Origin of the sequence: Aquipuribacter sp. SD81 (assembly GCF_037153975.1) — a bacterium.
Lineage (GTDB): Bacteria > Actinomycetota > Actinomycetes > Actinomycetales > JBBAYJ01 > Aquipuribacter.
Genome location: NZ_JBBAYJ010000014.1, coordinates 56,704 through 74,634 on the forward strand (window position 1 = coordinate 56,704; position 17,931 = coordinate 74,634).

Below are 17,931 nucleotides of genomic sequence, written 5' to 3' on the forward strand. Positions count from 1 at the left end.
CCGCGTGGGGCTCCTGCTGCACCTGCGTGACACGTCGCAGTCGACGCTGCCTCCCCTCGACCGGCACCTCGTGCTCAGCCTCGCGGTGGAGCGCTTCCACCCCGACGACGTGACCGCTGACGTCGACCTCGTCGTCGTGTCCCTCGAGGACGAGGTGGCGGCCCTCGAGCTGGCCCGCAGCATCCACGACGGCCGACCGGGGACCCGCGTGCTCGTCCGCGCACCGGGCGAGTCCGGGCCGCGCGTGGTCGAAGACGGCGTGTGGGTCACCGGGGCCGGCAGCGTCTCGACCAGGAATGCCGTCAGCAGGATGCTCGACGGCAGTGACGCGGACGATCCGAGGCAGGACGAGGCCGAGCCTGCGAGGGGCCGGGGTGACGAGCGCGCAGCCGGGGACGACGTCATCGACCTGCGCCGTCAGGTCCCGCGAGGCGGTGGTCGTGACCTCCTGCGTCAGCGCCTCGGTGGTGCGACGGCCGGCCTCGGAGCGTCGGCGCGAGCCTTCGACCTGCGGGCTCCGGAGCCGGTGTCCGTCGAGCAGCCCGTCGAACCGATCGCGGACGACGCGGACCCCGCGGACGGACCGGTGGAGGTCCCGGCGGTCCCGACCCCGGACCAGCCGTCCGTCCGGTCGCGCGGGCGTGAGAGCCGGGATGACGCACCGGAGGCCCTCGTCGCCCGGCTGCTGCCGCAGGTGGACCGTCTCTACGGCGTCAAGGAGACCGCGACCGCCGTCGTCGAGCACCTGCGGGACACCGTCGACGTGGCGGCAGCGGCGGTGCTCGTCCCCGACCAGCAACGTTGGGTGGTGGCGGCGGCGAGCGGCCACCGGCACCTCGAGGAACGGCTGGTCCTGGCCGCGGACCACTGGCTGGTCACCGAGGTGGGTGCGGCCCAGCACGCCGTGATCGTCGACGACACCGACGTGGCCCGGAACCGCTTGTCCGGTGCGCCCCTGAGCGCCTGGGCGCACCTGCTCGCCGTACCCCTGGTCTCTGTGGGCGGCATCGCGCTGCTCGCCCGGGGACCGCGAGGCCCCGCCTTCACCTCGCGCGACGTGGGAGCCGCGTCCGCCGCTGCCCGGGAAGCCAACTCGCTGTTCGCGTCGGCCGTGACGCTGCGCGAGCTGGCCCGACGGCTCAGCCAGTTCGCCGACGAGGACGCTCTCGAGCTCGTCGAGTCGAGCGACCCGCGGCCCTGAGCGCCGCCGTCACTCGATGAAGAGGCGCTCGTCCACCAGCTGTTCGGCGACCGGCTGCAGCTCGTCGTCGAAACGCGACTGCTCGAAGCGCTTACGCATCTCGAGGTCGACCCGGTCGACGCCGCCCCGGTTCTTCTCGATCGACAGCACGACGTAGGCGTGGAACCGCTGCGAGGCGGTCGTGTCGTAGACGAGGTGGTGCCGGGCGACCACGTCGTACTTGTTGTTGAGGACGAGCACGACGTCGGCCTCGTAGGCGAGCGCCGACGAGCCCCGCAGCTGGTGCGCCCGCAGCCGCTTGCCCGGGCTCAGTCCCTCCTTGTCGGCGGCCACGATGGCCAGCACCGGCACCCCGAGGTCGAGCGCGAGGTCCTTGAGGCCCTCCACCACGCGGGTGACACGCTCGTCCTCCGGCGCCTCACCCGGCACGTGCACCTTCTGCAGGTAGTCCACGACGAGCAGGGGCGTCCCGCCCTGCGCGAGCGCCGAGCGCGCGACGGTCCAGATCTCGTCCAGGTCCGTCCGCGTCCCGAGCGCCCGGTGCAGGAACAGCCGGTCGCCGTACGACGCGACCGCCTCGACGGCCTGTGGGCCCGCGGGCGTCCCGGCGAGCCGCTCGGCGAGCGACCCGAGTGCCCCGCCGCCCTCCATGGCCTGCCGTACCCGCCGCAGGGTGACGCCGTCCTCCCCGAGGATGCAGCCGGCCTCGATGGCGACGAGCCGCTCGAGCATCGTGGCGGCGTCGTGCTCGAACGAGAAGTACACGGCCGACCCGCCCGCCGAGGCCACGTTCCTCGCGAGCTGCAGCGCGAGGGCCGTCTTGCCGAGCCCTTGCGGGCCTCCGAGCAGCGTGAGCTCGCCGGCGCGCATGCCTCCGCTCAGGTAGGTGTCGAGCCCGCCGAACCCCGTGGGCACCACGCGCGCCGCGGCCCCGCCGCCGGAGCGTAACGCGTCGTCTGTGTCGCGAAGGACGTCGGCGATGGTCGTCGCCGCCGGTGGCGAGCCGGCTCGCGATGCGGGGATGCTAGGCACAAGTTGATTGTGACCGACCCGGCGCGAACGGTCAGGTGATCCGTCCGCTCGCCGAAGTGTCTCTGGTGACCGGTCCGTCCGCTGTGCAACGGTGTGCCCGTGGGCGGGCGGCGACTGGCGCTGGACGGCGAGCTCGTGCCGCTGCTCCTGCGCGGCCTCCTGCTGACGGTCGCCACGGTCCTGGTGGCCGGGACGGGCCAGGCGCAGGCTGCCCTGCTGCCGGGCATCGCCCTCGTCATCGTGATCGCCTTCGCGGCCATCCCCTTGCCGAACCCCTCCGCCCGGCTGCTCCAGGCCTTCGCCGAGGCCGTCGTTCTCGGGCTCGTCATCGGCAGCATCGTGGACATCGGCCCGCTGTACGTCCCCCTCCTGCTGCTACCCGTGTTCACGATCGGGCAGCGGGGAGGCCTCGCAGTCGGTGCGGCGGGCGGCGGCGCCGCCGGCCTCGCGTGGCTGCTCGGCATCCTGTCGAGCCAGGCGGACACCTCCACCGTCTCGCGCCTGTCGCAGACGCTGCTGTGGACCATCCTGCTCGTCGTCGTGGGGCTGCTGGGCGGGTGGGTGCGGCGGCTGACCGACGAGAACCGCACCTACAGCGACACCGCGTACGAGCAGGCCTTCCGCCTCCTCGCGGAGCTGCAGAAGATCTCCCGCGAGCTCAGCCTCGGCCTCGACCCGCCGACCCTGGCCCGGGCGCTGCTCGACGAGGTCGCGGCCGTGCAGCCCGACGGCCACCGGGCCGTGTCGCTCGTGACGGACGAGGGACGGCTCGCCCCGTTGGCCGGCCACGTGTCCGACGACCCGGCGGAGGACGCCGCCAGCGTCGCCGCGTGGCGGTCGCGCACGGAGCACCACGACGAGCGAGCCGCCGCGCACGCCTTCCCGGTCACCATGGGCGAGCGCGTGGTAGCGGTCCTGTCTCTGCGACGTTCGGCGCTCTCGACGACGCAGGTACGCGACGTCCGGAGGATGGTGGCCGAGAACGGACCCCGTCTCGCCGCCGCGCTCCTGTTCGACGACGTCCGGCGCCTCGCGACCGTCGACGAGCGCTTGCGGCTGGCCCGGGAGATCCACGACGGCATCGCCCAGGAGCTCGCGAGCGTCGGCTACCTGCTCGACGACGTCGCCAACCGCGTGCCGGACGACAACGCCGAGGATCTGCGGGCGCTGCGGGCGCACGTCCGCCGGGTGGTCAGCGACCTCCGGCTCAGCATCTTCGACCTGCGCTCCGGGGTCGACGACTCGATCGGCCTCGGCACCGCGCTCAGCGAGCACGTGCAGCGCGTCGGCCAGCAGAGCGACCTCGTCGTGCACACGGTCCTCGACGAGTTCGGCGAGCGGCTCCCGCCCGGCGTGGAGGTCGAGCTGCTCCGCATCGCGCAGGAGGCGGTCACCAACGTGCGCAAGCACGCCCAGGCGAGCAACCTCTGGGTCGACTGCACGGTCGAGGCGCCCCGGGCGTGGGTCAGGATCGCCGACGACGGCATCGGCCTGCAGCCCCCAGGACCGCAGTCGATGGGACTCAAGGGGATGCGCGAGCGGGCACGTCGGATCGGGGGGGAGCTGACGGTGCGTGAGCGGGAGCAGGGCGGCGGCACCGTGGTCGAGGTGACGGTCGGCGACTGGGACGACGAGACGAGGGCGGTCTGATGACGACGGACAGACGGAACGACGCGGGGCACGGCCAGTGGTCGGGAGACGTGGAACCGCGTCGTCGCGCGACGGACGCCCCCGTCGAGGGAGCGACCCGCGTGGTCCTCGTCGACGACCACGACCTGATCCGGCAGGGGCTGCGCCGTGCCTTCGAGCGGGCGAGGGACTTCGTCGTCGTCGGCGAGGCGGCCTCCGTCGCCGAGGGAGCGGCGGTGGTCAACCGCGAGCGGCCCGACGTGCTCGTCACCGACGTCAAGCTGCCGGACGGCAGCGGGATCGACCTCGCCGCCCGGGTCCGCGGCGTCCACGACGAGATGGGCATCGTCGTGCTCACCATGTACGCGGGCGACGAGCACCTGCTCGGCGCGCTGGAGGCCGGCGCGAGCGCGTTCGTCAACAAGGACGCCCCGAGCGACGACGTGGTCGCCGCCGCCCGCCACGCGGTCGCGTCGCCGCGGAGCTTCTCGGCCGAGGACCTGGCCGGGGCGATGCAGCGCCGGCTCAGCACGCCGGTAGGGCCGGCGCTCTCGCCGCGGGAGACGGAGGTCCTCCACCTGCTGGCCGAGGGCCTGTCCGCGGGACAGATCGGCCGGCGGCTGTTCATCAGCGAGTCGACCACCAAGACCCACATCGGCAAGATCTACGACAAGCTCGGTGCCACCAACCGGGCCCAGGCCGTCATGAAGGCCGTCCGGCTCGGCCTGGTGGGACCCGAGGGCCGGTCGTAAACCTTGACCACCGGCGCGACATATCCCCCGAACGGACGAGGTGGGACTGTCCCACCGGACGATGTCGCACCGCCCTGGCCGGCCGCATGCTTCTACTCGTAGGCGCGCGGGGCGCCCACCACGACCCCCCAAGGGAAGGACCACCACAATGCTCGCTCGCATCAAGACCGTCACGGGTTCCGGCGACCAGGGCGCGACCGCCGTGGAGTACGGCCTGCTCGTCGCCGCCATCGCCGCGGTCATCGTCACCATCGTCATCACCCTCGGCGGCCAGATCAACACCGCCTTCACGAACGTCAGCACCAACCTCGCCCCCGTCGCGCCGCCGGCCGGCAACTGACGACGCACTCTGCGGGCTAGGCGGGGATGATGAGACGTGTGTGGAAGTCCGACGAGGGCGCCACGGCCGTCGAGTACGGCCTCATCATCGCCGCCATCGCCGCGGCAATAGTCGTGGCGGTCATCGGGCTCGGTACCTTCGTGTCGAACAACCTCTTCTCCGTGGGTTGCGAGACGATGAACGCAGCTCAGGCCACGAACACTGACTGCACTCCCTAGGACGAGACTGACCTGGTGATGATCCGCACCACGACGCCCACCGGCACCGCCGGTGGGCGTCGTGCTGTCTCGGCGACGCCCGCTCTCGTCGTCGTCGCCTGGTTCGCCGCGCGCGTCCTCATGGCCGTGGTCTACGCGGCCCGCGACTTCTCCGGCCGGTCGCTCGCGTGGAACGACCTCGTCCTCTACGACTTCTGGGCCCAGCAGATCCGCGACACCGGCGCGATGCCCGAGGGCGTGACGTGGATGTACCCGCCGCTCGCAGCCCCGGTGCTCCTGCTGCCGGACCTCTCCCCCTTCGGTTACAACGCCGGGTACGTCGTCCTGCTCCTCGCCGCGGACCTCGCCGTGCTGTGGCTGCTGCTCGCCGCGGTGCGGCTCGAGCGCGGCCACATCGCCGGGGTGTGGGCGTGGGTGGTGCTCGTCCCGCTGCTCGGGCTCATCTCCTGGGCGCGGCTCGACATGCTGCCCGTCGCCGCGGCCGCGGGCGCGCTCCTGCTCGCCACGCGTCGGCCCGTCCTCGCGGGCGTCCTCGCCGGGCTCGGGACCGCCGTCAAGGCGTGGCCGGTCGTGCTCGGCGTGCTCTTCCTGCGCAACCGGCGCTGGCTCGCCGGGGCCGTCGGCGCGGGGCTCGTCGTCGCTCTCGTCATGACGGTCGCGCTGGACGACACGTGGGCGTTCGTCGCCAACCTGGCCGGACGCGGCATCCAGGTGGAGTCCGTCATGGCGATGCCGTGGACGCTGCAGCAGGCCTTCGGGTCCCCGATCGAGGGCGACTTCGTCAACGGCACGTACGAGGTCCTGGAACCGGGCACCGCGGCCCTCGCCCGGGTCGCAACCGTGCTCATGCTGCTGACGGTCGGTGCCGCCCTGTGGCTGTCGCGGCACCGGACGCCGGCGCTGCGCTGGTACGCCGCGGTCACCGCGCTGCTCGCGACCAGCCCGCTCCTCAGCACGCAGTTCGTGCTGTGGCTCGTCGGCGGGGCCGCGGTCGCGGCCGTCGTGCCCGGCACGGACGGCCGCATCGCCCGGCGCACCCTGCCGCTCGTCGCGGGCATCGTGCTGCTCACCCACCTCGCCTTCCCGGGCCAGTGGAACGGGCAGGTGAACGACGGCCGGCTCGCAGCCGCCACGCTGCTGCTGCGCAACCTCGCCCTCGTCGGGCTGACGGTGTGGTTGCTCGTGTCGGTCCCGGGACGGGCGGGCCACGTCGAGCCGGACGCGAGTGAGGCTCAGGACCAGCGCGAGACGACGGAACCCGACAGCAGCCCCGCGAGCCGCTGAGCGGTCCCCTCCCAGCCCCAGCACCGCTGCACCCAGTCCCGACCGCGCCGGCCGAGCTCCCGCGCCCTGGCCGGGTCGGCGAGCACGTCGAGCACTGCGCCCGTGAGCGCGTCCGCGTCACCGGCGTCGACCAGCGCACCGGTGCGGCCGTCGAGCACCGCCTCCACCGTGCCGCCCGCCCGCCCGGACACGACCGGCATCCCGGCGGCGGCCGCCTCCAGCAGCACGATGCCGAGCGACTCGGTGACGAGGCCGCCGAGCCGCGCCACCACGGGCAGCACGAAGACGTCGGCCGAGGCGTACAGCGCCGCCAGCGCGTCGTCGTCCACCCGGCCGATCACCTCGGCCCCTGGCAGGGCCCGTGCCTTCTCGCGCAGCCCCGGTACGAGCGGCCCGCTGCCGGCGAGCACGAGCCGGGCCCGCGGGTGGGTGGCCAGCACAGTCGGCCAGATGTCGAGCAGCCGGCCGTGACCCTTGCGCGGCACGGCCCGCGAGACGCACAGCACGACCGGCCCGCCGGGACCCCAGCCGTCCGCGCCGGTGTCCTGGCCGGGCGGCGCGAAGCGGTCGGCGTCGACACCGGGTCTCAGCTGCACCATCCGCGCTGCGGCCGCCGGCGACAGCGCCGACGCAATCGGCCGCCGGACCGACGCGCTGTCGAAGGTGAGCACGTCGACCGCGTCGCCGATCCGCCGGAGGGCCGTGCGGCTGCCGGGGAGCCGTGCCCACCACACCTCGTGGCCGTGCGCGCTCGCCACCGCCCGCCGGGCGCCGGCCCTGCGCACGGCGGGCGCGAGCAGGCCGAGCGGCGCGGACGACGGGAACCACACCGCCTCGGCCCGGTGCTCCCGCACCGTCCGGGCGACGCGCGCGGCGAGCGCGGGCGTCGGCAGCAGGGTCCGGTCGGGGTCGCGCACCACCCGGTAGGGCAGCCGCGCGTCGTGGGCGGTGGCGTCCCTCGCGCCCGGTTGGCCGCCGTCAGGTGCGCACGCGTGGACGACCACCGAGGCCGGGTCGAGGTGCGCGAGCAGCCGCTCGACGTACGTCTCGATCCCGCCGGCGCGCGGCGGGAAGTCGTTCGTCACCACGGCGGTGCGCGGCACGGCGAACGGCGACCCCAGTCTCACCGGGCGTCGGCGGACAGAGCGGTCACGTACGCGGACCAGCGCTGCTCGAACGCCTCACGGCCCTGGCCGGTCGCGGTGAGCAGCGCGGCCTCGGTGCGCTCCTCCGCGGTCTCCGCCACGCTCTCGTCCGACGCCTGCGCGTACAGGTCGAGCAGTGCGTCGGTACCGATCTCGTCCTCGAGCAGCAGCACCGCGAGCCACGAGCCCTCGTAGGCGTCCCCCACGACGTCGGCGTCCCCCTCGCTGAACGCCTCCCGCGGCGGCAGCACCGTCGCCGCAGCGTCACCGGACCGCACCCTGGACAGCAGCCGTGCCGCGACGAGCTCCCGGTCGACCCGGCCGGGCACGACCGTGGACCACCCGACGAGGTCGGCGAAGCCCTCGGCCAGCCACAGCTCCTGGGTGTCGCCGTACAGCGCCCCGGAGGCGACGTGGACGAGCTCGTGGGTGAGGGTCACCTGCCAGGTGTCGTCGGTGAGCTCCGCCCGGGCGCCCGGGTTGACGACGACGACGTCACCCGTGCCGTCCACGGTCGTGACGTCGATGGTGAGGGCGGCGAAGACGCCGTCGCCGTCCGGCCGCTCACCCGGCACGAGGGCGGCGAACTGCTCCGGCGTTGCCGGCGCGAGGAGCACGCTGTCCCGGGGCCAGCCGGTGCCGAGGTAGGAGTCGACGACCACGGCCCCGGTCTCGACGTAGCCCGCGAGCTCCTGCGCCCACGTCGTCGCGGCGGCGACCTCCGCCTCGCCGGCCGGCGCCTCGGGCCACGCGAGCACGAGCCCACGCTCACCCCGCGCGACCGCCACGGGACCGAGCTGCCACGGGGCGGGTGTCCCGAGGGCGTCCTCGGCCGGCCACGGCTCCCAGGTGACGACCCGCCACCTGTCGGCACCCGCGAGGGCGCCTTCGGCATCCGCGGGCTCGGCTCCGCGCCGCAGCGTCACGGTGTCCTGCCGCTGCACCGCGAGGGTGCCGTCGAGGGAGTACGTCGTGCGGACACGCGCGGTCCACTCACCCGCCGCGGCCGGATCGGCGTCCCCGACAGGTTCGAGCGCGTCGTCGACGACCTCGCTCTCGAAGCGCGTGAAGGGCAGCGACAGGACGATGCGGAAGTCCGCGTCGCTCCCACCGGCGGCCGTCCAGCCTCCCGGGGTACGGCGGGCGACGGCCCCGTCGCGCGCGTCGAGTGCGGCCTCCAGCGCCGCCTCGACCGAGTCGACCGGCGAGGGGACCTCGGGCGCGGGCGCCCGGACCTCGGGCTCGGTCGGCTCGGGCACCGGACGCCCGGCCGCGGCGTCCACGGCCTCGGACGGCACCACGGCGCGAGGAGCGGCGACCGGCGGTGCCGGCTCTGCCCGCACGAGCAGCAGCGAGGTGGGCGAGGACACGAGCGCCACCAGGAGCAGCACGCCGACGGTGACAGCCGAGACGACGAGCGCCGCGCGCACGTCGTGGGGGTCCTTCACCCGCCGGCCCGTCACCACGTCACGGTACTCAGGGCCGCCGACCGGCGAGGCGTCACCGGGCCGGACCGAAGTACGCGAGGCACCGTTCCTGACCGGACGTGTCCACCGAGCGGAAGGCGAGCAGGCGCCGCTCGACGACGCCGGTCGTCCCGGCGGACGCGGGGTCGTCGGCGAGCGTGGGCGCCTCGAACGTCTCGCCGCCCCGGACGTAGCGCACCGTCTCCTGCGGGTGGGTCCGGGCGTACTCCTGGAACTCGCTCCACACGTACTCGGCGGTGCCGTCGGACACGAGGCCGGTGTCGCTGCTGGCGAGGACCTCGACCCGGTCACCCTGCCGGCCGAGCACGTCCCACGTCCCCGGCACGAGCAGGTGGTTGGTCTCCCCGGCCACGGTCCGCAGGTTGCTGTACATGTTCCACGCGTACCCGGTCTTGACCTCGAGGTACGTCGTGAGGCCGTTCGCCACCACGAGGAGGGGGACGACGAGCAGCAGCGGGCTCGCGACCCGGATGCGACGGGTGTCGACCGTCCGGTCCCGCAGGACCACGACGAGCACGAGGACGAGCAGGGCGGTGCCGAGCGTCCACCACAGCGCCGTCGCCAGCAGCAGCGCGAGGGGCGCGGCCGCGGCTGCGGCGCCCGGGCCCACGTCGAACGGCACGAGTGCGGCCGCGGCCGTCGCCGTGAGCGCCCACACCCCGACGACCGGCACGACGAGGACCCGCAGCAGGCGGTTGGACGTCCAGGCCCCGCCGACGAGGCGGGCGAGGGCCGCGTGCTGGTCGGCGGTGAGGAAGAGCAGGAAGCACGCGAAGAGCACCGAGGTGAAGTCCCAGAAGTGCTGGTGCAGGTCGAGCGCGAGGAACCAGTGGAAGGTCGCGGCGAGCGCGACGCCGTAGGCCCGCGTCCGGCGTACGACGAGGAGGAGCGGCACCGACAGCTCGACGGCGACGGCCCCGACCGCCACCGCCCTGCCGAGGACGTCGTGACCGCTGACGGAGAGCCCGCCCAGACCCCACGACGTCACCATCTGGTCCTGGTAGAAGACCGCGCAGCTGACGGCCGGGTCGAAGAACCCGCTGTTGAGCTTGGCGAAGGCGGCGAAGCCGTACGCGGCGAGCAGGACGAGCTGCCCGACGGGCACGAAGGTGGCCCACCGGCCCCGGCCCCGGCGGGCCGCCCACAGCGCGCTCGTGAGGTAGGCGCCGGCCACCGCACCCGCGAGCACCCAGTGGTTGCCGACGTACGGCGCCTCGAGCCAGACGCTGCACAGCACCGCGAGGCAGAGGGCCACGAGGCCGGCCCGCCAGCGCCTCGACACGATCACCCCGACAGCCGTGGCACCGACCGCGAGCTGGGCGACGGCCAGCCACACGCTCCGGTCGACGACGGCAGCCAGCCCGGCGCTCGAGGCGAGGTGGAACAGGCAGGCGGCGGCGAACACGGTGGCGAAGACGCGGTGCCCTGCACCCTCCGAGACCGTCGGCTCGACCCGCGGGCTCGCGACCACCTCCACGCACCGGAGTATCGGCGAGGGGGCGCCACGGCGTGAGCCGTTCGGGGCAACACACCCCCGGGCGCGCCGGACGGCGAGCTACTGCCCCGAGGCGGCGGCCCGGTCGTCGTGGTCGCGAGGCGCTGCTCGCGGGGTCGCCGTGACGAGCCGCAGCGGCGGCACGAGCCCTTGCGCCGACAGCACCGCGACCGCGGCGACCTCCGGCGCGGTGAGCTCGGTCGCCGACGGCCGCTCGCCGGACGGGCGAGCGGGGCGGGTGGACAGCAGGTGGGTGACGACGCAGTCCCCGCAGGCCAGGGGCCGGGCCGTGCACGTGTCGCAGTCGATGAGCATGCGCGGGACGCTAGGGAGCGCCCTGGACACAACCCACGACCGACGGTCACCAGGCGACCGTCCGGGCGCGCCTCGCCGGTTGTGTCGACCCCCCGACCTAGCGTCCGGAGGCATGAGCCCTCCCCCGCCCGCGCAGCAGCCGCTGGCTGTGCAGGGCAGCTTCGAGGACCTCGGTCGGCCGCTGCACGAGGTGGAGTTCGTCGTCGTCGACCTCGAGACCACGGGCGGCAGCCCCGCCAGCGACGCCATCACCGAGATCGGCGCCGTGCGGGTGCGGGGCGGTGAGGTGCTCGGGGAGTTCCAGACCCTCGTCGACCCGGGCGTGCCGGTGCCGCCGCAGATCGCGCTGCTCACCGGCATCACCAACGGCATGCTCGCGGGCCAGCCGCGGCTCGCGGCGGCGCTGCCCGCCTTCCTCGACTTCGCCGCCGGCGCGGTCCTCGTCGCCCACAACGCCCGCTTCGACACGTCGTTCCTCCGCGAGGCCTGTACCCGGCAGCAGCGCGCGTGGCCGCGTTTCGAGGTCGTCGACACGGTGCTCCTCGCACGCCGCCTCGTCACCTCCGACGAGGTGCCGAACCGCCGGCTGGCGAGCCTGGCCCGGCTGTTCCGCGCGAGCACCACGCCGGAGCACCGGGCGCTCGCCGACGCGCGCGCGACCGTCGACGTGCTCCACGGCCTGCTCGCCCGCGCCCGCGGTGTTCGCACGGTCGAGGACCTGCTCGACTTCTGCCGCACCGACGACGGCCGCCGCGCGCGCCGCCACCTCGTCGACGGCGTGCCGGAGGCGCCGGGGGTGTACCGCTTCGTCGACCCGGGCGGGCGGGTGCTCTACGTCGGGTCGAGCCTCGACATGCGCACCCGCGTGCGCTCGTACTTCACCGCGAGCGAGAAGCGGCGCCGCATGACGGAGATGGTGTCGGTGGCGGCGACGGTCGAGCACGTCGTGTGCGCGACCGCGCTGGAGGCGCAGGTCCGCGAGCTGCGGCTCATCGCCGAGCACCGCCCGCCGTACAACCGCCGCTCGACCCGTCCCGAGAAGGCCGCGTGGCTGAGCCTGACCGACGAGCCCGCGCCGCGGCTGTCCGTCGTGACGAAGCCGCGGGACGGGCGCGCCGGTGTCGCCTACGTCGGGCTGTTCCCCAGTCGGTCCCGCGCCCTCGCCGCGATGGACGCCGTCCACACCGCCTTCGCGCTGCGGACGTGCACCGACCGGATCGCCCGCCGAGGCGGGCGGTCCGCGTGCGTGCGGGCGGAGATGGGCCGCTGCTCCGCCCCGTGCGTGTCCGGACCGGACGACGCGTACGCCGCGGTGGTCGCCGACGCCCGCTCGGCGCTGGAGCAGGACCTCGCGGCCCTCGTCGAGCGGGTCATGGGGCGGGTCTCGCAGCTGTCGGAGCAGCAGCGCTACGAGGAGGCCGCCGTCGAGCGCGACCGGCTCGCCTCGCTCGTCCGCGGCCTGGACCGCGCCCAGCAGGCGGCCGCGCTCGTCCGGTGCGGCGAGCTCGTCGCTGCGGCCCCGCGGGCGGTCGGCGGCTGGGAGCTCGTGTGCGTGCGCCACGGCCGGCTCGCCGGGGCCGCGGTCGCCGGCCGCGGCGAGCCGGTCATGCCCGTCGTCGACGCGCTCCGGGCGACCGCCGAGCACGTCGAGGCCCCGTCAGGACCCGGTTCGGCCGCGCTGCCGGAGGAGACCGGGCTGCTCGTCCGCTGGCTCGAGCAGCCGGGGGTCCGGCTCGTGCACACCGACGCGGGCTGGGCGCTGCCCGTGGGGGGCGCCGCCCGCTGGTCCCGGCTGCACCTGGTGGAGTCCGGGCGGCGCGGGCAAGGCGGGCCGTCGCTGTGGCGGGTGCCGGGCGACGAGGGCTGATGCGGGAGAGCGATGAGCGCCCCCGCTCGGGTGCGGGATGTGCGAAGCGTCAGCGGCCACGGCACGCACAGGAGAGGATGCCGCGTGCCCGTGTCGACCCACGTCCCGCGGTCGCGAACCACGTGGCTTGGGGCTATCGCCATGCTCGCACTCGGCACCGTGGTCGGGGCCGTCGTCTTCACCTCGCTGAGCCGCTCCGCCTCCGGCTCCGACATCTACCTGCACCTCGGACTCGTCGCGCAGCAGCGCGACGGGGAGATCCGGCTCGGGTACACGCTCTACTACGACCTGCTCGACCTGCTGTCCGGACGGGGCGACGAGGACGCCGTCCGCCGAGCGGCCGTCACGGTGCTGGCGGTCTCCTACGGGGCGCGGCTGGCCGTCACCTGGACGCTCCTCTCCCTCCTCGCCGTCGGCACGCGGGCCCGCGTCGCCGCGACGCTCGTCGCGGGGGTCGCCGCGCCGCTGACGCTCACCCCTCTGGCGTACTTCCACCTCGGCAAGCTGTCGCCGGTCCTCTGGCACAACTCGACCGCCGTGCTCGCCGTCCCCTTCGCGCTGCTGCTGTTCGCCTCCACCTGCCGGCTCATGACGTCCCGGGCGCCGTCGTGGGCCCTGCAGGCAGGTCAGGTCGGCCTCGTGGTCGCGAGTGCGTGGACGAAGCCCAACTACGTTCTCGCCCTGGTCCCGGCACTTGGCCTCGTAGGCCTCGGTGCCGCCCTCTCGGCCCCCCGGGGAGAGCGGGCGAAGAGGACGTACGACCTGCTCCGCCGCGTCGCACCGACGGGGCTCGCCGCCGCGGCGGTGCTCCTGCTGCAGTACGTCGGGACCTACTCGGGCCCGGGCCTCGTCATCCAGGGCGAGACCGTCCGCAACACCGTCGCCCCCTTCGCGGTGTGGGAGGTGTGGCAGACCCGGTTCGGTGTCCGGATCCTGCCGTCGCTCTTCCTCTCCGTGGTGCCGGTCGCGTTGCTCACCTACCTGGTGTGGCGCACGAGGCGCTACCGCTACCCGCTCGTGCTCGCGTGGACGAGCGTCCTCGTCGGTCTCGTGCAGTTCACCGTCCTCGCGGAGGTGCTCGACGACGGGTCCGTGCTGTTCCACGGCAACTGGGTCTGGGGGGCGCAGCTCTCGATGGCCGTGCTGTTCACGCTCTGCGTCGGCATGTTCGCCCGCGACTTCGTCACGCTGGGCCGTCGCCGGTGGGTCGCCGTCTCGCTGCTCGCGTTCCAGACGGCCATGGGGCTGGTGTTCCTCGCGCTGATCCCCTTCGTACGCCTCTGACGGCCCGACGTCGGAGCCGGGTCGACGGTGCAACACCCTTACTTCTCAGTGCTACACTTCTCGGATGCCCACCACTCGACCGCGTCACTTCGTCACGGAGACTGACGAGCTGCGCGAGGCTCTGGACCTCGCTGCGCGGACGTGGCCGGACCTGAGTCGTCCCCAGCTGCTGGTCCGACTGGCCCTCGAGGGCTATGCCGCGGTGACGCTCACGGCGGACGCACGCCGTCAGCAGCGCCAGGCAGCCCTGGCGGAGCAGGCCGGCCGGCTGACGGGCGTCTTCGGCGCGGACCATCTCGCAGACCTGCGGGAGGACTGGCCCGCGTGATCGTGCTCGATGCGAAGGTCCTCATCGCGGTGCTCGACACCACCGACGCGCACCACGAGCGCTCGGTGTCGCTGCTGCTCGAACGGTCCGACGAGTCGCTGTCCGCCAGCACGGTGACCCTTGCGGAGGTCCTGGTCGGTGCGGCACGGGCCGGACGGCTCGAGGATGGGGACAGCGCGCTCCGCGCCCTGGGCGTACGGGAGCTACCGCTGCCCGAGGGTTCGGCGTCCAGGCTGGCTCGGCTGCGTGCCGACACCCGCCTCAAGCTGCCGGACTGCTGCGTCCTCCTGACGGCCGAGACGCACCGCGCCATCCTCGCCACGTTCGACGAGCGGCTCCTCGCCGTCGCGCGGCAGAAGGGCGTCCCCGTCGTGGAGCCCCTCTGACGAGGCCCCACCGCACGGCGCCTACGCCCACCTGCCTGGCTCCGTGCCACCGTGACGGAGGCGTCAGCCCAGCCAGCTCCTCAGCACCTGCTGCGCCCGCCCGTCCACCAGCGAGGCCCGCGCCCGCTCCAGCGCCGGCTCCAGGTGGTAGGGCAGCTGCTCGGCGACGTCGGCGGCCGAGCGCTCGTCCTCGACCAGGTCGAGCGCGAGCAGGCCCGCGGCGGCGTTGAGCACGACGACGTCGGCGACCGGGCCGGTCTCGCCGCCGAGCACCGAGCGCACGACACCGGCGTTGAGGCCACGGTCCCCGCCGCGCAGGTCCGCGACCGTCGCGGGCGCCAGCCCCAGGGACTCCGCCTCGAAGCGGGTCTCCGCGACCTCGCCGCGCACCACGACCCGCACGACCGAGGGCGCGGTCGTCGTCAGCTCGTCGAGGCCGTCCTCGCCGCGCACCACGAGCGCGGTCGTGCCCCGCGAGGCCAGCACGCCCGCGATGATCCCCGCGTGCCGCTCGTCGGCGACGCCGAGCATCATCGCCGCCGGGCGCGCCGGGTTGGTGAGCGGGCCGAGGGAGTTGAATACCGTCCGGATGCCCAGCGAGCGGCGCACCGGGCCGACGTGGCGCATGGCGGGGTGGAAGCGCGGCGCGAACGCGAACGTCATGCCGTGCGCGCGGGCGTTGGACGCGACCTGCGCGGGGTCGAGCTCGAGGTCGAGGCCGAGCTCCTCGAGCACGTCGGCGGTGCCGCAGCTGGACGACGCGGCCCGGTTGCCGTGCTTGACGACCGTCGCCCCCGCCCCGGCGGCGACGACGGAGGCCATCGTCGAGATGTTGACCGTCCTGGCCCCGTCACCGCCCGTGCCGACGATGTCCAACGTCGGGCCCGGCACCGTCAGCGGCACCGCGTGCGCCAGCATCGCCTCCGCGAGCCCGCTCACCTCCGAGACCGTCTCGCCCTTGGACCGCAGCCCCACGAGCAGCCCGGCGAGGCGCGCGTCGTCGGCCTCGCCGTTCATCACCTCGTTGAGCGCCCAGCGCGTCTGGTCGCGGTCGAGGTCGTCCCGCCGGGCGAGGGTGTCGAGCACCCCCGCCCACGTCGGGACGCTCACGCGCCGGTCGGCGCCCCCGCCGCAGGCCCGGAGGCACGGCGACGGGCGAGCTCCGCGACGGCGTCGGCGACCGCGCGCGGGTCCAGCGGGTGCGGCACGGCGGCCTCGGCCTTGGACCACGCGGCGAGCCACGCGTCCTGCGGGCGCCCGGTCAGCACGAGCACGGGCGGGCACTCGTAGACCTCGTCCTTGAGCTGCCGGGCGACACCGAGGCCCCCGGCGGGAGACGCCTCGCCGTCGAGCACGAGCACGTCGAAGCGCATCCGGTCGACCGCGCGCAGCAGCGCCGGCAGCGTCGCGAACTCGTGCATCTCCACGGTGCCGACGTCGGGCGCGGGACGGCGCCCGACGGCCCGGCGCACCTTGTCGCGCGTGGACCGGTCGTCGCTGTACACCCCGAGCACGAGCCGCTCCGACTGCTGCTTCGCGGCCGGGGAGGGCGCGGCCTCCGCGGTGCCGGACGAGGAGACGCTGCTCATGGGCGGGAATCTACCGGGCCGCTCGCCCGTTACCGGTCCGGGACCGCTGCGCGACCGCCCGCGCCCCGACGGCGGGGTGCCCTCTCCTTCTGCGCGCCCCTCGACTAACCTGCCCCTGTGGCAGCAGCAACGGCAGTGGGCACGGGTGCCCCGGCGGCGGTCAACCGCCCGAATCTCACCTCGGTCGGCACCATCGTGTGGCTGTCCAGCGAGCTCATGTTCTTCGCGGCCCTGTTCGCGATGTTCTTCACGCTGGGCTCGATCCGCCCCGCCGAGTACGACGCGGGCCAGGCGATGCTCAACATCCCCTTCGCCACCGTGAACTGCCTGATCCTCGTGTCGAGCTCGGTCACGTGCCAGTTCGGCGTGTTCGCCGCCGAGCGCTTCCAGCCCGCCCGGACCGGCCGGTTCTTCCAGATCGCCCAGTGGGGCATGCGCGAGTGGTACGTGCTGACGTTCCTCCTCGGCGCGGTCTTCGTCTCGGGCCAGGTCTACGAGTACGCCGAGCTCGTGCACGAGGGGCTGACGATGGCCTCCTCGCCGTTCGGCTCCACCTTCTACCTGACGACGGGCTTCCACGGCCTGCACGTGACGGGCGGCCTGCTCGCCTTCCTCATCGTCATCGCCCGCACCTTCGCGGCCAAGCGCTTCGGTCACCACGAGGAGACCGCGGCCGTCGTGACGTCGTACTACTGGCACTTCGTCGACGTCGTCTGGATCGCGCTCTTCATCTCCGTCTACTTCACCTGAGGGGTCTGACCACGTGAACGCAGTCATGCGGCACCGCCGGCACCCGCTGGCGCTCGTCGTCGTCCTGCTGGGGGCGCTCCTCGTGGCCGGCATGGCGTACGCGGCCGTGTCCCCCACCCGGGCCGAGGCCTCCCCCGCGTGGGGCGAGGACGAGGTGGCGCTGGGCCAGGAGCTCTTTCTCGCCAACTGCGCGAGCTGTCACGGCATCGACGGCGCGGGCTCCTTCCAGGGTGCCGACGAGACGCAGGCCGGCCCCTCCCTCATCGGCGTCGGCGCCGCAGCCGTCGACTTCCAGGTCGGCACCGGCCGCATGCCCGCGCAGGCCTCGGGCCCGCAGGTCCCCAAGCGCGAGCCGCAGTTCAGCGGCGAGGAGGTCCGCGCCCTCGCCGCGTACGTCGCGACGGCCTTCGGGCCCGGCCCGAGCATCCCCGAGGCGCGCTTTCTCGACCCCGAGAACGGTGACGTCGCGGAGGGCGCCGAGCTGTTCCGCGTCAACTGCGCGATGTGCCACAACTTCGCCGGGGCCGGCGGCGCCCTCACCCGCGGCAAGTACGCGCCGGCGCTGGAGGGCGTCGAGCCGGTCCACGTCTACGAGGCGATGGTCACGGGGCCGCAGTCGATGCCCGTCTTCAGCGACGCGACCCTCACCCCGCAGCAGAAGAACGACATCATCGCGTGGCTCGCCTACCTCGAGGACACCCCGGCGCCCGGCGGGCTGTCGCTGGGCTCGCTCGGTCCCGTGGGCGACGGCCTGTTCCTGTGGGTCGCCGGCCTCGGCGCCCTGATCGGGTGTGCGATCTGGCTGGGGGCCAAGGCACGATGAGCGGAG

At 74.3% G+C, this 17,931-nt stretch carries 19 protein-coding genes; 12 read left to right on the top strand and 7 right to left on the bottom strand.

Features of this window, described 5'->3' with window-relative positions; all coding sequences use genetic code 11:
- Positions 1–4 precede the first annotated feature (4 nt).
- Positions 5–1,201, top strand: coding sequence for a GAF domain-containing protein (locus WAA21_RS10160; RefSeq protein ID WP_336922678.1), 1,197 nt, complete (start codon positions 5–7; stop codon positions 1,199–1,201).
- A gap of 9 nt (positions 1,202–1,210) precedes the next feature.
- Here WAA21_RS10160 and WAA21_RS10165 read toward each other — a convergent pair whose 3' ends face one another.
- Positions 1,211–2,119, bottom strand: coding sequence for a DnaB-like helicase C-terminal domain-containing protein (locus WAA21_RS10165; protein WP_336922679.1), 909 nt, complete (start codon positions 2,117–2,119; stop codon positions 1,211–1,213).
- Positions 2,120–2,332: 213 nt separating this feature from the next.
- On the opposite strand from WAA21_RS10165, the gene WAA21_RS10170 reads away from it, so the two are divergent.
- The 5 genes from WAA21_RS10170 (at position 2,333) to WAA21_RS10190 (ending at position 6,456) form a co-directional block, all read left to right on the top strand.
- A complete protein-coding gene (locus tag WAA21_RS10170) occupies positions 2,333–3,883 on the top strand; it encodes a sensor histidine kinase (RefSeq protein WP_336922680.1) in 1,551 nt (516 codons plus the stop codon).
- Positions 3,883–4,614, top strand: coding sequence for a response regulator transcription factor (locus WAA21_RS10175; RefSeq protein ID WP_336922681.1), 732 nt, complete (start codon positions 3,883–3,885; stop codon positions 4,612–4,614). The genes WAA21_RS10170 and WAA21_RS10175 overlap by 1 nt, the downstream gene beginning before the upstream one ends.
- 148 nt (positions 4,615–4,762) lie before the next feature.
- Positions 4,763–4,954 (top strand): Flp family type IVb pilin, encoded by a 192-nt coding sequence (locus tag WAA21_RS10180; RefSeq protein ID WP_336922682.1) that lies wholly within the window; start codon positions 4,763–4,765, stop codon positions 4,952–4,954.
- Between the two features lie 29 nt (positions 4,955–4,983).
- Positions 4,984–5,172 carry a Flp family type IVb pilin gene (locus tag WAA21_RS10185; protein WP_336922683.1) on the top strand — a complete coding sequence of 63 codons (189 nt, stop codon included), beginning with the start codon at positions 4,984–4,986 and terminating at the stop codon, positions 5,170–5,172.
- A gap of 18 nt (positions 5,173–5,190) precedes the next feature.
- A complete protein-coding gene (locus tag WAA21_RS10190; RefSeq protein WP_336922728.1) occupies positions 5,191–6,456 on the top strand; it encodes a glycosyltransferase family 87 protein in 1,266 nt (421 codons plus the stop codon).
- On the opposite strand, the gene WAA21_RS10195 is transcribed toward WAA21_RS10190, so the two are convergent.
- From WAA21_RS10195 to WAA21_RS10210, 4 genes are all read right to left on the bottom strand, one after another.
- A complete protein-coding gene (locus tag WAA21_RS10195; RefSeq protein ID WP_336922684.1) occupies positions 6,405–7,559 on the bottom strand; it encodes a glycosyltransferase family 4 protein in 1,155 nt (384 codons plus the stop codon). The two genes, WAA21_RS10190 and WAA21_RS10195, sit on opposite strands and share 52 nt — an antisense overlap.
- Positions 7,560–7,579: 20 nt before the next feature.
- On the bottom strand, positions 7,580–9,064 hold the full coding sequence (locus WAA21_RS10200; RefSeq protein ID WP_336922685.1) for a hypothetical protein: 1,485 nt from the start codon (positions 9,062–9,064) through the stop codon (positions 7,580–7,582).
- Positions 9,065–9,101: 37 nt separating this feature from the next.
- Positions 9,102–10,565 carry a hypothetical protein gene (locus tag WAA21_RS10205; protein ID WP_336922686.1) on the bottom strand — a complete coding sequence of 488 codons (1,464 nt, stop codon included), beginning with the start codon at positions 10,563–10,565 and terminating at the stop codon, positions 9,102–9,104.
- A 78-nt stretch (positions 10,566–10,643) separates the two neighbouring features.
- Complete coding sequence (locus WAA21_RS10210; RefSeq protein WP_336922687.1) at positions 10,644–10,898, bottom strand: hypothetical protein; 255 nt, start codon at positions 10,896–10,898, stop codon at positions 10,644–10,646.
- A 112-nt stretch (positions 10,899–11,010) separates the two neighbouring features.
- Here WAA21_RS10210 and WAA21_RS10215 point away from each other — a divergent pair, with 112 nt between their 5' ends.
- The 4 genes from WAA21_RS10215 to WAA21_RS10230 all read left to right on the top strand — a co-directional run bounded on the left by WAA21_RS10215 (position 11,011) and on the right by WAA21_RS10230 (position 14,763).
- On the top strand, positions 11,011–12,765 hold the full coding sequence (locus WAA21_RS10215; protein ID WP_336922688.1) for a DEDD exonuclease domain-containing protein: 1,755 nt from the start codon (positions 11,011–11,013) through the stop codon (positions 12,763–12,765).
- Positions 12,766–12,906: 141 nt separating this feature from the next.
- Positions 12,907–14,049 carry a hypothetical protein gene (locus WAA21_RS10220; protein WP_336922689.1) on the top strand — a complete coding sequence of 381 codons (1,143 nt, stop codon included), beginning with the start codon at positions 12,907–12,909 and terminating at the stop codon, positions 14,047–14,049.
- A gap of 64 nt (positions 14,050–14,113) precedes the next feature.
- On the top strand, positions 14,114–14,377 hold the full coding sequence (locus WAA21_RS10225) for a hypothetical protein (RefSeq protein ID WP_336922690.1): 264 nt from the start codon (positions 14,114–14,116) through the stop codon (positions 14,375–14,377).
- Positions 14,374–14,763 (top strand): type II toxin-antitoxin system VapC family toxin, encoded by a 390-nt coding sequence (locus WAA21_RS10230; protein WP_336922692.1) that lies wholly within the window; start codon positions 14,374–14,376, stop codon positions 14,761–14,763. Before WAA21_RS10225 ends, WAA21_RS10230 begins: the two co-directional genes overlap by 4 nt.
- Positions 14,764–14,826: 63 nt before the next feature.
- On the opposite strand, the gene trpD is transcribed toward WAA21_RS10230, so the two are convergent.
- Positions 14,827–15,873 (bottom strand): anthranilate phosphoribosyltransferase, encoded by a 1,047-nt coding sequence (gene trpD, locus WAA21_RS10235; RefSeq protein WP_336922693.1) that lies wholly within the window; start codon positions 15,871–15,873, stop codon positions 14,827–14,829.
- The gene (locus WAA21_RS10240) at positions 15,870–16,352 is read right to left on the bottom strand and encodes a hypothetical protein (RefSeq protein ID WP_336922694.1); all 483 of its coding nucleotides are present in this window, start codon (positions 16,350–16,352) and stop codon (positions 15,870–15,872) included. The genes trpD and WAA21_RS10240 overlap by 4 nt, the downstream gene beginning before the upstream one ends.
- A 117-nt stretch (positions 16,353–16,469) precedes the next feature.
- Between WAA21_RS10240 and ctaE the strand changes: the two genes are divergently transcribed.
- Together ctaE and qcrC are read left to right on the top strand one after the other, a co-directional pair.
- On the top strand, positions 16,470–17,102 hold the full coding sequence (gene ctaE, locus WAA21_RS10245) for an aa3-type cytochrome oxidase subunit III (RefSeq protein WP_336922695.1): 633 nt from the start codon (positions 16,470–16,472) through the stop codon (positions 17,100–17,102).
- 13 nt (positions 17,103–17,115) lie between these two features.
- Positions 17,116–17,925 carry a cytochrome bc1 complex diheme cytochrome c subunit gene (qcrC, locus tag WAA21_RS10250; protein ID WP_336922696.1) on the top strand — a complete coding sequence of 270 codons (810 nt, stop codon included), beginning with the start codon at positions 17,116–17,118 and terminating at the stop codon, positions 17,923–17,925.
- The last annotated feature ends 6 nt before the right edge of the window (positions 17,926–17,931 follow it).